Below are 14725 nucleotides of genomic sequence, written 5' to 3'. Positions count from 1 at the left end.
TCAAACGTTGGGCTTAACTATGACTACACGAATTGCTGACGCACAAAACTTTTTAGATGTTAATGGCTTAAGCTCAATTCGCCGAGATGCGAAGTCGGGTGATAAAGCCAGCCAAGCAGCGGCGCTAGATCAGGCTGCTAAACAATTTGAATCGATTTTTATGCAAATGCTGATGAAAAGCATGCGAAAAGCTCAAGATGTGCTGGCCTCAGATAGTCCATTTAACTCTGAATCTACCAAATTTTATCGAGATATGCACGACCAACAAATGTCGCTTGAAATGTCGAATAATGGTTCATTGGGCCTTTCTGAATTGATTGTTCGTCAACTTGGCGGCGATGAAAACTTTACACCTCAAAGTATTTTACGCTCAGACGGTAACCTTGATAGCCGCGGCAGTGTTCGAATCACGCAATCTGCTTTATTAAGCAATACTACTCTCGTCAATGATCCGACAGCACAACAAGATCCTAAACAGGATCGTCAAACAAATGGCTCTGCAGCAGCACAAATGGCAAGTTTATTACAAACGCCTGCTTTTGATCAGCCAAAAGATTTTGTTAGCGCTTTATCTGCAGATGCCAAGCGTGTGCAAGATAAAATTAATGTACCTTTTGAAGTTGTTATCGCACAAGCTGCATTAGAAACTGGCTGGGGCCAGAAGATTATAAAAACCGATTCAGGTGAAAGTTCAAACAATTTATTCAACATTAAAGCCGACAGGCGCTGGGCTGGCGAGAAAACGCATAAAGAAACGTTAGAGTTTGAAAATGGTGCGATGGTGAAAAAACGTGAACCATTTAGAGTCTACGACTCTATCGGTGAAAGTGTTAATGATTACCTTGATTTATTAACCAAAAGTGAACGTTATCAAGGCGCATTAGAAAAAGCTGAAAATGTGGAACAATTTCTGCATAACCTACAAGGAGCTGGTTATGCAACCGATCCTAATTACGCCAAAAAGATAATGGCGACGCTTCGGACAGTAACGAGCTTAGTAAATAAATAGCTTTACCGATAATTTCACTGTTGAAATTAGGGTTACTGTAGGAGTTTAGGTCATGTCGATTAATCTGTATCAAACTGGTGTTAGTGGCTTATTGTCGTCGCAACAACACTTGGGAACTACAGGGCATAACATTGCCAACGTCAACACAGAGGGTTATACCCGTCAGCGCGCCGAACAAAATGCTGCTGTTGGTAATTATAACGGTGGAAACTATGTTGGTTCAGGGACTTATGTTCAAGACATCACCCGTATCTATGATCAATTCTCCTATAAAGAACAACTACTTAATAAAAGTAATTTAGGTGGTGCAGCCTCAATTAATTTAGATCTCAATCAATTAAACCAAACCATGTCATTATCTGGTAAAGCCATTGGAGCTTCCGTCGATAATTTTTATCAAGCGATGAATGGTATTGCTGACAAACCTGATGATATTGGCTTGCGTAATATTGCGATAAGTCAGGCAGGAGTGTTATCGAATAATTTTAGTAAAATCAGCAACAGTTTAGATCAAATTGAAAAATCGACCAACGGAGAGATTGAAAAAATTGCCGACAAAATTTCACAAATCTCTCGTGAATTGGCAAAAATGAATGAAGAAATATTACAAACTAGAGGTACAAACTTAACTGGCCAGCCAAACGACTTATTGGACAAGCGCGATCAACTTGTGACAGAGCTTGGCGAGTATACCTCAGTAAATACGATTCAAGACAGTAATGGTGTGATGACCGTCATGATCGGTAATGGCGCGACACTGGTTGCCGGCATCACCGCATTAACGGTTGGTGTGGTATCAGGAGACCCTGATCCTATGCAAACCAAATTAAGATTAGTTGGCCCTGCGAGTACGGTGGCATTAGAAGGATCAAAAGTTGGTGGGGCGTTAGCGGCCAAATTTGAATTTCGTGATGAGCATGTGACGAAAGCCCGCAGTGATTTAGATCGTTTAGCCATGGCCATTTCACAAACATTGAATCAAGCACAATCACAAGGATTAGATTTAAACGAAAAGCAAGGGCGAAATATTTTTACAGATATTAATACGCCAGCGTTAGAAAGTGCTCGATCACTACCGTCATCAAAAAACTCACCGGGTCTGCAAACCAGCGTCACTATTAATGATGTTTCCTTAGTGCCATCAAATGAATTTACCATTAAACATAATGGCACTGATTTTATTATGACTAATGAGCTTAATGGTGAAAAGACGACACTTGTTGCTGCACCTCCATTGTCAGGGATTTACCCAACAAATTACGGTTTTGATTTTAAAGTGAATGTGGGTACGCCCGTTGCTGAAGATAGCTTTACTATTCGTCCAACAGAAAATAGCGCGGCTTTAATGAAGGTAGAGCTTACAGATCCCAAAAACATTGCTGCAAGTTCTGCTATTGAAGTTGAGGCTGATGATAATAATGTTAGTAGTGGCTCCGTAAGTATTGTGAATGTAACTGATCCAGAGCTAGCCAGATCTTATACGGATGTCACCAATGCAAACTTAACAGTTGATGTTTATGAGAACCCTCTAACTCCAGGCATTTTTGACTATCGTGTGTATGATGCTGCTAATCCACCGCCAGCACCAACACTAGCTAATGGCAGCTTTGCCGCTGGTGCATCCGCAACAATAGATATGCCGCCCGCGGCAACGCCACCTGCGTTTCAAATAAAAGTGGGAGGTTTGCCGACAGGGCAAGGTACGTTAGCACGTGAAAAATTTACTATCTCTGACGCTTTTGCATCTGGTAATGCTAGTAATGCAACATTACTAGCTGCGACTCAAGAACAGCAAGTTATTGGCGGAGGCAAGCAAAATTTTAGCCAAGCATTGGCAACCGCGACTTCCGAAGTAGGCTCGAATGCAAGCTCTGCAGAGCTTGTTGCTAGCACGGCACAAGCACTATTTACTCAAGCGTTTAATCGTAATCAATCTACATCAGGGGTTAATCTTGATGAAGAAGCCGCCAATATGCTGAAGTTTCAACAAGCATACCAAGCATCGTCTCAGATAATTTCTGTGGCCAATACCATTTTCGATACTTTGTTATCGGTCGCTAGATAGGAGTTAGCATGCGCGTTTCTACAACCCAATTTTATAACCAAAATGGTTTGCAAATGTCTAATCAGCAGGCCGGTGTTAACGAACAAGTCAGCTATATTTCTAGCGGAAAACGAGTGATGACAGCAAAAGATGATGCCGTTGCCTATGGAACATTATCGGGCTATAAGGATGATCTTGCTAGTATTGAAAAGTACAAACGAAATATCATTCAAGCACAAAATCACAACGGTTTAATTGATACTTCATTAAAAAATGCTGAGGGTATCATGGACGAACTCAAGAGTTTGATGCTACAGGCCAACAGTGGTTCTCGTTCTGCTGATGATTTAGCCTCTATTGCCGCCCAAGCAAACCAAAACTTGCAGCAAATACTTGATATTGCCAATTCACAAAATGAAACCGGTGGCTATGTGTTTTCTGGTTATAAAATTGATGATGCGCCATTTGTGCTACAAGCTGATAATGTCGTGAATTATCGCGGCGATAACGGTACAAGAGAACTGCAAATAGCTAAAAACGTTTCTGTTGTCACCAATCAAAGTGGTGAACAAGTTTTTCAAAAAGTACCTAATGCTGTTGGTGATTTTTCAGCAACATATAATACGAACACCTCAGGCATTCAAGTTACCAGTGCAACAATAGCCAATCCTAGTTTATATGATAGTGCTACTACGCCACCTAATTTCACTATTAACTTTACGACGGAAACGGACTTTACTATTACCGATGGTGCAGCCAATGTGACAACTGTTGCAGGCTACGTACCAGGGCAACCTATTGTTGCCATTCCTGGCATAGAGATAACGTTAAGCGGCAATCCATTGCCGGGTGATGAAGTTGTGTTAAAACCTGATCAAGACGTTAGTGTTTTTGAAACGATAAAATCGGCAATTGACTGGATCAATACTAAAGATGTACGCGGAGAAGACCCGCAAGTTCAAGTTGATTACAACCATGTATTAGAACAATTAAATGACTCAATGAACCATTTAACCTCTCGTAGAGCGCAATCAGGCATTAACTTACAAGTTATTGACGGTCAAAAAAATAATCATCTAGATACTGAATTGCACTTAACCTCAAGTCGTTCCGCGATTGAAGACTTAGATTTTGCTAAAGCGATATCAACTTTTGAGCAGTCGAAAATAGCGCTACAAGCAGCCCAGCAGACATTTACTCAAGTACAAGGCTTGTCGTTACTTAACTATATTCGATAATCCTATTTAGTTTTTTATGTTGGTACAAGTTTTGCTTTATCAATATAGATAAACATAAAGTTGGCAGTTTTAGGTGTGAAACCTTTATCTACCTAATATGGCTGTTAAGGCCAGTGAAGCCCAAATACATTGCACAAGTTGTTTTAGCAAATAGGTATAAGTGGGTTTGAACAATTTACTGATTAATCAGTAAATAAACAAAACTAATGCAAGAATAATTTAATTACCAGGAGTCTATCATGGCCTTATCAGTAGTAACTAACACGGCATCATTGAATGCCCAACGTAATTTATCAAAATCTGGCGAAGGCCTAGCAACGTCAATGTCGCGTTTGTCATCAGGTATGCGTATCAATAGCGCTAAAGATGATGCTGCAGGTATGCAAATTGCTAACCGTTTAACCTCTCAGGTTAATGGTTTAGGTGTAGCACAGCGAAATGCCAATGATGGTATTTCAATGGCGCAAACAGCTGAAGGTGCGATGCAAGAGTCGTCAGCTATCTTACAGCGTATGCGTGACTTATCTTTACAATCAGCTAATGGTTCAAATGGCGCAGAAGATAGAGCTGCACTACAAAAAGAAATGGGCGCATTACAACAAGAGCTTACCCGTATTGCTGAAACCACTAAGTTTGGTGCAACCTCATTATTAGATGGTACGTTTGGTACGAAACAATTTCAGGTTGGTGCTAATGCTAATGAAACCATCAATGTTTCATTAAAAGATACCTCGGCAGATGCTATTGGCGCACATGAGATTGGTGGTGCAAATACAACGGCAGGCTCTGTTTTTGGCTCTACTGTTGATTTAGCTATGACGGCGCAAAATGCGCTTAACTTAGTTGCAACTTTTAGCTTAAATGGTACAGACGTTGCCATGGCTGCCGGCGATGGTGCGGCAACAGTGGCTGATAAAATTAATGGCTCGGGCTCAGGCGTAACAGCAGAGGCATCTGTTAGCACAACAATAAAGAGTTTATCAGCTGCAGATAACGGATTAATTGAAGTTGGCAGTGACAGCTATGACTTAGGTACCTATGGTGGCGACATGGAGCGTTTAGCTGAAGATATGGTTGCTGATGGTTATGATGCTGTATTTGATTCATCAGGTAATGGTGGTAACGGTCAAATTAATTTTAAAGCGACAGGTGTTGATGGTATCAGCATGACAGATACTTCAGGTACTACCGGTACGGTTCAGATAGGAACTGCAACGGTTGGCGCTGCAAGTACTCAAACGGTTACTTCTGAACTTAATTTAAACTCTTCAAATAAAATTGGTGTCTCTGGATCCGCAGTAGATATTATACTTGCTGTAACGGCAGCAGCTGGCGGAAGTAGTAAATTAACATCAATAGAGTCGCTTGATATCTCAGGTGTTAATTCAGATGGCGCACAAAGTGCCATTAAGGCAATAGATGCTGCATTGGCTCAAATTGATAATCAGCGTGCTAGTTTAGGTGCCGTGCAAAACCGTTTTTCCCATACTATTAGTAACTTGTCCAATGTTGCGGAAAATGTTTCTGCATCACGCAGTCGAATTCAAGATACTGACTTTGCAGCAGAAACAGCGATGATGACTAAAAATCAAATATTGCAACAAGCGGGTACCACAATATTGTCACAAGCAAATCAAATACCGCAAGCAGCTGTTAGTTTACTGGGTTAATTTGTACTTCTGTTTTTTTATCCTTACATAAGGCTTTTATTCAATAAAAGCTACGGCTAAAAGTAAAGTATATATTTAAGGGAAATCACTCAAGATACTTGGTGGTTTCCCTTTTTAATTTCTTTTCAAACTGGTTAAAATGCCTAGTTCAACTGTTAATGTCAATTGTTTGACTAAAAATCAACCATATATAAAGTACATACTAAAAACTCTTTCTTAAACATTTATCTTTTTGTTTTTATTGATTATTTATTTTATTTTTTTGTTGGCTCGTTTATTGAATAACTAAATAGTAAGTGAAGCTTTATATCTTAATGGCTTCTAAATAATATTAATTAGGGGTTCATTATGGCTTTATCAGTAATTACCAATACAGCGTCATTGAATGCTCAGCGTAATCTATCAAAATCTGGCGAAGGCTTAGCGACATCAATGTCGCGCTTATCATCAGGTATGCGTATTAATAGCGCAAAAGATGATGCAGCAGGTATGCAAATAGCAAATAGGCTAACTTCGCAGGTAAATGGCCTTGCGGTTGCTCAGCGTAACGCTAATGACGGAATATCGATGGCGCAAACCGCTGAAGGTGCAATGCAAGAGTCATCCTCTATTTTGCAACGTATGCGTGACTTGTCTTTACAATCAGCTAATGGTTCAAATGGTGCAGAAGATCGAGCGGCATTACAAAAAGAAATGGGTGCACTTCAACAAGAGCTGACTCGAATTGCTGAAACTACCAAATTTGGATCAACATCGTTGCTCGATGGTAGTTTTGGTACTAAACAATTTCAGGTTGGTGCTAATGCCAACGAAACCATTAATGTGACATTGAGTGACATATCAGCAGACGCTATTGGCGCACATGAAATAAGTGGAGCAAATACAAGTGCGGGGGCTGTTTTTGGAACTACTGCAAATTTAGCTATGACAGCCCAGAACGCACTTAATTTAGCAGCAACTTTCAGTTTGAATGGCACTGATATTACAATGGCTGCTGGAGATGGTGCAGCTACTGTTGCCAATAAGATTAATAGTTCGGGGTCAGGTGTTACTGCTGAGTCTTCTGTTAGCACAACAATAAAGAACTTATCTGCTGCTGATAATGGCATTATTGAGATTGGCGATGATAGTTATAACCTCGTTAGTTACGGTGGCGATATGGATCGTTTAGCTGAAGATATGGTCGCCGATGGTTATGATGCCGTATTTGATGCATCGGGCAATAGCGGCAATGGCCAAATTAACTTTAAAGCGACAGGTGTTGATGGTATTAGTATGACTGATACTTCTGGTGCTACGGGCACGGTTCAGATAGGAAGTGCAACTGTTGGTGCTAATAGCACCCAAACAATAACATCAGAGTTGAATTTAAGCTCATCAAATAAGGTTGGCGTTTCCGGTTCAGCCGTAGATATAATACTTGCTGTAACAGCTGCGGCAGGCGGAAGTAGTCAGTTAACATCAATAGAGTCTCTTGATATATCAGGGGTTAATTCAAGTGGCGCACAAAGCGCTATTAAAGCAATAGATGCCGCGCTTGCACAAATTGATAATCAACGTGCTGGCTTAGGGGCTATACAAAATCGTTTTAGTCATACCATTAGCAATTTATCTAATGTTTCAGAAAATGTTTCTGCGTCTCGAAGTCGTATACAGGACACTGACTTTGCTAAAGAGACAGCAGTAATGACCAAAAACCAAATATTACAACAAGCAGGAACAACAATTCTCTCTCAAGCGAACCAGATACCACAAGCAGCGATAAGCTTATTGGGTGGATAATAAGAAGTCTCAGGGTAGATGGTTGTATATCTGAATGGCTCACTCACTGGTGTTACAAGGACACCACTTGGATGAGCCTATTACCGTTGTAATAGTGTAGGTTGTAATTTTATCGATGCAATACATGATTTCTTTAGCCCTTCTAATTTGATGTGTTGATATAAAGTTTTTTTAAACTACAAGAATCAATGTGGGTTGGCTGTAGTTAATTAAAATTAAAGGGTTTTTGTCTTTTGTGTGTGGTTTTTATATTTAGGATTTAGAGGTGATATTTAAATTCTTTAGTTTTTCCCTAAAAATAATTAAAGTTAATTTTGTAGCTGCCGTTAAGGTGTGTAGAACGGAGCTGCTTTGATAAATATATTTTTAGTTTATCAGTTAATTAAACGGCTTCTGGTTAATATAACTAACTAAACAATTACATTTTGTAATCAGGAGTTTACCATGGCTTTATCAGTTATCACGAATACAGCATCACTAAATGCACAGCGTAATTTATCAAAATCAAGTTCAGGTTTACAAACATCAATGGAACGTTTGTCATCAGGTATGCGTATCAATAGCGCAAAAGATGATGCAGCGGGTATGCAAATTGCAAACCGTTTAACCTCTCAGGTTAATGGTTTAGGTGTAGCTCAGCGTAATGCTAACGATGGTATTTCAATGGCACAAACTGCTGAAGGTGCGATGCAAGAGTCATCAGCGATATTGCAACGTATGCGTGACTTGTCTCTGCAATCAGCTAACGGCTCAAATGGTGCGGATGACCGTGCTGCCCTACAAAAAGAAGTGGGTGCATTGCAACAAGAGCTTACCCGTATTGCTGAGACCACAAAATTTGGCTCAACATCATTATTAGATGGAGACTTTGGTACAAAACAGTTTCAAATTGGTGCTAATGCTAATGAAACCATTAATGTTACATTAAAAGATACCTCGGCAGATGCTATTGGCGCACATGAGATTGGTGGTGCAAATACAACGGCAGGCTCTGTTTTTGGCTCTACTGTTGATTTAGCTATGACGGCGCAAAATGCGCTTAACTTAGCTGCAACTTTTAGCTTAAATGGTACTGATATTAAAATGGCTGCAGGCGATGGTGCGGCAACAGTGGCTGATACTATTAACAACTCGGGCTCAGGCGTAACAGCAGAGGCATCTGTTAGCACAACAATAAAGAGTTTATCGGCTGCAGATAACGGGTTAATTGAAGTTGGCAGTGACAGCTATGACTTAGGTACCTATGGTGGCGACATGGAGCGTTTAGCTGAAGATATGGTTGCTGATGGTTATGATGCTGTATTTGATTCATCAGGTAATGGTGGTAACGGTCAAATTAATTTTAAAGCGAAAGGTGTTGACGGTATCAGCATGTCAGATACTTCAGGTACTACCGGTACGGTTCAGATAGGAACTGCGACAGTAGGTGCTACAAGTACTCAAACAGTTACTTCTGAACTTAACTTAAGCTCTGCAAATAAAATTGGTGTTTCTGGAACTGCTACTGATATTGTACTTGCGCTAACTGCTGCAACAGGCGGAAGTAGTAAATTAACATCAATAGAATCGATTGATATTTCTGGTGTTAACTCCGATGGCGCACAAAGTGCAATTAAAGCAATAGATGCCGCGTTAGCACAAATTGATAGTCAACGTGCTGATTTAGGTGCCGTGCAAAACCGCTTTTCACATACTATTAGTAACTTGTCTAACGTTCAGACTAACGTTTCTGATTCACGTAGTCGAATTCAAGATACTGATTTTGCATCAGAAACTGCAATGATGACTAAAAATCAAATATTGCAACAAGCAGGTACATCAATCTTGGCGCAATCAAACCAATTACCACAAGCCGCACTTAGCCTAATTGGTTAGGGAAACCAAGCTAGCTTAGGTGAAAAGGGAAGGATATTATATTCCTTCCCTTTTGTGTTTTTAATCTACTGGGTATGTATTAAGATTAGATAACTAAGGAGGAACTGATGAGTGAAATATTAACAAATCACCTGAATACACCAAATATTGCTATAGACAAGTTAAATCGGTTAGAAGCGACTGAAGTATCTGCAAAAGAAGTAAGTAATACTTTTGTGGGAGAAGCTGAAAAAAATGAAAAAGTAGTTGAATCGATAACAGGTAAGCAAAATAATGTTGAAAATACGACTATATCCTCTAAACAATTAGAAAAAGTGGCTCAACAATTGCAGGAGTTTGTTGGTGGCATGAATAAAGGTTTAGAGTTTCTTGTTGATAAAGATAGCGGCCGTGATGTTATAAAAGTTATTGATAGAGAAAGCGGTGATACAGTAAAACAATACCCGTCTGAAGAAGTGTTAGGGTTAATCGCGAAATTATCGGAAGTAACAGGGTTGTTTATTAACTCTGAAGTATAAGTTTAAGGGGATATAGTATGGCTGCAATATCATTTACCGGCATAGGCTCTGGTCTACAAGTGACTGACATTGTTAATGCAATTGTTGATGCGCAAAAAGTGCCTTATCAGTCAAGAGTAACCCGACAACAAGGAGCATATACTAGCGATATCTCAGCAGTTGGTGCTTTAAAATCAGCACTCGTGGATGTGCAGTCTTCATTTGATGGTTTAGCAGATATAGATAAATATCAGCAACGTACTATTTCGGGGAGAGATGATTTTGTCAGCTTGTCGTCTGATAGTAATGCTGAGGTAGGAAAATACTCAGTAAAAGTTGAAGAATTAGCTACTTCCCATAAAATAATGTCTGCCGCTATTGATGCCAAAGAAACGCTCGGAGGAGGAACTCTTTCGATAAAGTCGGGTGATAGTGAGTTTGATGTATCTGTACCTGATAGCGCTACTTTAAGTGATATTCGTGATGCAATAAATGATAGTAGTGATAATTCCTCTGTTAGTGCCACTATTATTACTGAAGCTTCAGGTCAGCGCTTGGTTTTGAACAGTAAGCTTACAGGGATAGATAATGGTATTACTATTTCGGTTGCAGAATCGAGCAATAAATTAACCTCAGCAAGCGGTTTTACTGCCACTGATACTGTGGGTTCGGGTACTTTGTCTTTTGGCTCTGGTACCAATAATTTTGATATTGCTGTAGATGCTACAGATACATTATCGGATATAGTAACAGCTATTAATGACAGTACAGCGAATAAGTCAGTTGTTGCAAGCCTTGTGACTGATAGCGCGGGCCAGCATTTAGTCTTTAACGCAACTAAACCTGGTGTGGATAATGCTGTTACAGTCACAGCAGCAGATGATGATGGAGCTAATGGCGACACATCAGGAATATCTCAGTTTGCATCGGTAAATATGACCCTTCCTCCAGCTGCGACCAATAATGATAATACGGGCTTGTCGCAATTAACTTCTAGCGCCAATAATAAATTAACATCGGTAAACGGGTTTACCTCAACTGAAACACCTGGTGCCGGTACATTATCATTTAGCTCTAATGGTAATGATTTTGACGTCACTGTTGATGCTTTTTCTGATTTGAGCGATATTGTCAAAGCGATTAATGAAAATAGTGAAAACAGTTCTGTTAAAGCGAGTATTTTCAATGATGCTGCGGGAGAACATTTGGTCTTTAGCAGTAGGCTATCAGGTGATACCCATGCAATTACTGTCGCGGCTGTTGATAGCGATGGAAACAACAGTGATATGACGGGCCTCTCACAATTTAGTTCTGCGAATCAAACCGCAACAGCTAATATTGACTATATGACACAAGTGACAGCACCTACAGATGCTAAAATTACGATTGACGGTACTATCACAGTGTCAAACAGCACGAATACTTTTAAAGATGTCATTGATGGTGTTACGATCACCGCTAATAAAGCACATGCCGCAGATGTTGCTGATGGCGATCTTAGTAAAATTTCAATCGCTGAAAATAATAGTAATATTGCTGAGGGCTTAAATGCCTTTATTACTAGCTATAACGCTTTAGTTGACTTAAGTAAGCAATTAGGCAAATCAGGTAACAATAGCGATGGAGAATTTGAAAGCGCAGGGGTCTTAGCTGGAGATTCTCTGCTTCGTGGTGTGATGAGTAAAATGAGAAATCAGTTTCAGCAAGGATTTGCTATTGGCAATGGAGAAAGCCTTAGCTTATCTGATTTAGGCATACGTACTGAGCGCTCAGGTGAGCTAAGTTTGGAAAAGGAAACCTTAGATGATTTAATTGAATCTAATCCGGATAAAGTACAAAATTTCTTTCTGGGTGAAAATGAAAAGTCGGGTTTTGTTAATAGTATAAAAGATTTTATTGATTTCTATTCAGGTAAAGATGGACTGATTGAGCAAAGAGTTAGCAGTAAAAACTCACAAATTAAAAAATTAGACACGGATTTAGAGGCTTTCAACATAAAAATGACCTCTTTAGAAGCTAGGCTGTTTGCTCAATACAATGCGATGGACTCATTGGTTGCTCAACTTAATAATACCGGCTCATATATAACACAGCAACTCGCAAATATGCCTGGAGTCGTTAAGCAATCTAATTAAAATCGATAATAAAATTTAAATTAATGTGAACTTGTTTTAAATATAAAAAGCTTGTCATGTTTTAAATTTATTGATCTTTACCTTTTCTGTAGTGTTACATAGTGCTATCTTTTTGACGCACACTTCTAGTCTTTTTCTAAAAGAAATAATCTTGATTAGAATTCAATATTTTCTGATAAACTACTTACTATCGTGTTGATTTATTTCCACTTGATGGCACTAGTGTTTGTAATGTTGGCGCTTTTATTGCTTGATGTATTATCTGTGTAAAGTAACATATATTTAAAAACTCTAAATGTTGATTTCATAGTGGACTTTAGCAATCGCTAAAATTGGGTATGCACGTCAGCTTGCCGCTATTGCTTAATAATAATATTTAAAACTTATAAATTGGGAACGTTGATGGAAGAACAATCAGATACTATTCAAAAAATGTTAATGCAAGCAACGTTAATGTCAAATTTAGCTACGTTGAAATGTTATTACCCTGAAATTCATCAGTTTTATCAAACCTATAAACTCTCTGGAAATGAAATCTCCATTGATAATAACGGAAAACCTAATTTATTGAATAATGGAGAGTTTGTTTATGATGATGCTGCACTCTTTGCAAAATCCCAAGTAGATAATTTTTGCAGTAATACAAACTATCAAAACTACTTTACTTTTGATATTGCTCCTCAAAAAGATAGTGAAATAAACTTTGAGCATGAGAGAACTCTCAAAAAGCTAGATACAATAAGGAAGAAAGATACTTTCTATGATACGCCGAATAACCCATGGAATGAGGAACAGATTGATTGTATGTTCATGATTGGATCGGGTTTAGGGTATCAAATAGAAGAGATATTCAAGCAAAAGCGTGTTTGTAATTTCTTCTTATTTGAACCATCGCCCGAAGTGTTCTTTGCAATGCTACATTGCATTGATTTAAAACCATTAATAGAGCATTGCTTTGCAAAGGCTGGGCAATTTAAAATTACTATTGGCTTTGGACCTGAAACTGCGCTGAATAACTTAAATGACTACCTTAAAGAAATAGGTAATTTCAATATCGCTAGAATGTTTGTATTTAAGCATTATGAAAGTGAAACAACCGAGAAATTGATTTCATTAATTCAAGAAATAGGACATCGATTAAGCCAAGGATTTGGCTTCATGGAAGATGAAGTGATTGGTTTTTCGCACTTGCTGTCAAATATTGAAGCGGGCTTTCCTTTGTTAATGAAGAAGGAATATTTTGTTAATAAAAATCCAAATAGGCCTGTTCTTATAGCTGGAAATGGACCATCACTAGATAATAAAATTAAAATAATTAAAGAAAGAGAAAATGAGTTTATAATTTTAAGTTGTGGCACATCATTAAGGGCGTTGTTAGCAAATGGTATAACCCCTGATATCCACATTGAAATGGAAAGAACATCAACGACATTACCTTGGATTGAAAGCATTCCCAATCAAGAACAATTAAAAAATATCCAGATTATTGCTTTAGCTCCTGTTTGTGATGAAGTGCTAAATAAATTTAAAACACCAAAAATAATCAATAAACTATTTGACTATGGCGGGTATTTAGTTAAGGAGCTTGATAAGTTAGATTTATATGAATCGCCTGACAAGATGAATCCTACAGTAACTAATTGTGCATTAACATTAATGATTTCTTTAGGTTTTAAAAACATATATTTGATAGGCACAGATTTAGGGTTTAAGAGCTTAGAGCACCATCATTCGAAAGACAGTATGTATTATGACGAAGAAAAATATAGTACCAAGGAATCCCTTGATATGTTCAAAAAAGAACTAACACTAAAAGGTAACTTCGGTGGGAAGGTATATAGCACTAAGGTGTTTGAACAATCAAAAGGAAATATTGAATTATTGTTAGATAAAAATAAGTCGGTTACTGCGTTTAACTGCTCAGATGGTGTCGCCATAAAAGGGACTACTCCTTTGGAATTCGATGAAATTCCCGTGATTAAAAATAAGATCAGCAAAAAAGAGTTCCTAACAGACTTGTTAAAAATATCCTTTAGCTCTGAGCAGCTAAGTTATTCCGAAATAGAAGCCTTAGCGTTAAAATCATTTGGAGATATTAAGTCCATTATAGATAAACTCTTTGCTATTACAGATAGAGATATTCGTTCACGTGATGAATTACGTCTATTATTTTCTTTACAATATCAAACATTGTTTAAAGAAATAAAAAGTTTGACAAAAAGTGCAGGCGCTGTAGGTTTGTTTTTGCAAGGGAGCTTAAAATATTTTCACGCAGTCATTATGAGTAACTCATATTATTATAATAATTTAGATAAAAGAAATATTTATATTAACGATGCTATTACTATTATGAAGGAACACTTTTATGTAACTTATCAAGAATTAACTGAGCGATATAATATGCCGTCGAAAGTTTAGGGCACACGATTTAAGTTTATGATTTGTAATTATAAAAATTGAGATTGGGAAGAAGAA

The 14725-nt window shown here is 38.3% G+C and carries 9 protein-coding genes; all 9 read left to right on the top strand.

The genetic code is table 11. The features are described from left to right. The first annotated feature begins 19 nt into the window (after nt 1–19). The 9 genes from flgJ (at nt 20) to B7C41_RS07285 (ending at nt 14668) form a co-directional block, all read left to right on the top strand. Nucleotides 20–1009: a flagellar assembly peptidoglycan hydrolase FlgJ gene (flgJ, locus tag B7C41_RS07325; protein ID WP_085298674.1), complete on the top strand. Its 990-nt coding sequence runs from the start codon at nt 20–22 to the stop codon at nt 1007–1009. Between the two features lie 52 nt (nt 1010–1061). Then, complete coding sequence (flgK, locus tag B7C41_RS07320; protein ID WP_085298142.1) at nt 1062–3074, top strand: flagellar hook-associated protein FlgK; 2013 nt, start codon at nt 1062–1064, stop codon at nt 3072–3074. Between the two features lie 8 nt (nt 3075–3082). After that, nucleotides 3083–4291 (top strand): flagellar hook-associated protein FlgL, encoded by a 1209-nt coding sequence (gene flgL / locus B7C41_RS07315; protein WP_085298141.1) that lies wholly within the window; start codon nt 3083–3085, stop codon nt 4289–4291. Between the two features lie 239 nt (nt 4292–4530). Then, complete coding sequence (locus B7C41_RS07310; protein ID WP_085298140.1) at nt 4531–5961, top strand: flagellin; 1431 nt, start codon at nt 4531–4533, stop codon at nt 5959–5961. Between the two features lie 348 nt (nt 5962–6309). Beyond that, nucleotides 6310–7743 (top strand): flagellin, encoded by a 1434-nt coding sequence (locus tag B7C41_RS07305; RefSeq protein ID WP_085298139.1) that lies wholly within the window; start codon nt 6310–6312, stop codon nt 7741–7743. 444 nt (nt 7744–8187) lie between these two features. After that, entirely contained in the window at nt 8188–9618 is a 1431-nt protein-coding gene (locus B7C41_RS07300) for a flagellin (RefSeq protein ID WP_085298138.1), read from the top strand. A 107-nt stretch (nt 9619–9725) separates the two neighbouring features. Continuing rightward, on the top strand, nt 9726–10136 hold the full coding sequence (locus B7C41_RS07295) for a flagellar protein FlaG (RefSeq protein WP_085298137.1): 411 nt from the start codon (nt 9726–9728) through the stop codon (nt 10134–10136). Between the two features lie 17 nt (nt 10137–10153). Further along, a complete protein-coding gene (gene fliD, locus B7C41_RS07290) occupies nt 10154–12250 on the top strand; it encodes a flagellar filament capping protein FliD (RefSeq protein ID WP_085298136.1) in 2097 nt (698 codons plus the stop codon). Between the two features lie 402 nt (nt 12251–12652). Continuing rightward, nucleotides 12653–14668 (top strand): motility associated factor glycosyltransferase family protein, encoded by a 2016-nt coding sequence (locus B7C41_RS07285; RefSeq protein ID WP_085298135.1) that lies wholly within the window; start codon nt 12653–12655, stop codon nt 14666–14668. Nucleotides 14669–14725: the final 57 nt, after the last annotated feature.

This window comes from Cognaticolwellia mytili (assembly GCF_002104475.1).
In the GTDB taxonomy this organism is placed as follows: Bacteria; Pseudomonadota; Gammaproteobacteria; order Enterobacterales; family Alteromonadaceae; genus Cognaticolwellia; species Cognaticolwellia mytili.
Note: the sequence above shows the minus strand (reverse complement) of the source record. Positions and strands in the feature narration are given on the sequence as shown.

What these genes read in the sequence shown, in the direction of transcription:
- flgJ (WP_085298674.1), top strand. Translation starts at nt 20, where the DNA reads ATGACTACACGAATTGCTGACGCACAAAACTTTTTAGATGTTAATGGC.
- flgK (WP_085298142.1), top strand. Translation starts at nt 1,062, where the DNA reads ATGTCGATTAATCTGTATCAAACTGGTGTTAGTGGCTTATTGTCGTCG.
- flgL (WP_085298141.1), top strand. Translation starts at nt 3,083, where the DNA reads ATGCGCGTTTCTACAACCCAATTTTATAACCAAAATGGTTTGCAAATG.
- B7C41_RS07310 (WP_085298140.1), top strand. Translation starts at nt 4,531, where the DNA reads ATGGCCTTATCAGTAGTAACTAACACGGCATCATTGAATGCCCAACGT.
- B7C41_RS07305 (WP_085298139.1), top strand. Translation starts at nt 6,310, where the DNA reads ATGGCTTTATCAGTAATTACCAATACAGCGTCATTGAATGCTCAGCGT.
- B7C41_RS07300 (WP_085298138.1), top strand. Translation starts at nt 8,188, where the DNA reads ATGGCTTTATCAGTTATCACGAATACAGCATCACTAAATGCACAGCGT.
- B7C41_RS07295 (WP_085298137.1), top strand. Translation starts at nt 9,726, where the DNA reads ATGAGTGAAATATTAACAAATCACCTGAATACACCAAATATTGCTATA.
- fliD (WP_085298136.1), top strand. Translation starts at nt 10,154, where the DNA reads ATGGCTGCAATATCATTTACCGGCATAGGCTCTGGTCTACAAGTGACT.
- B7C41_RS07285 (WP_085298135.1), top strand. Translation starts at nt 12,653, where the DNA reads ATGGAAGAACAATCAGATACTATTCAAAAAATGTTAATGCAAGCAACG.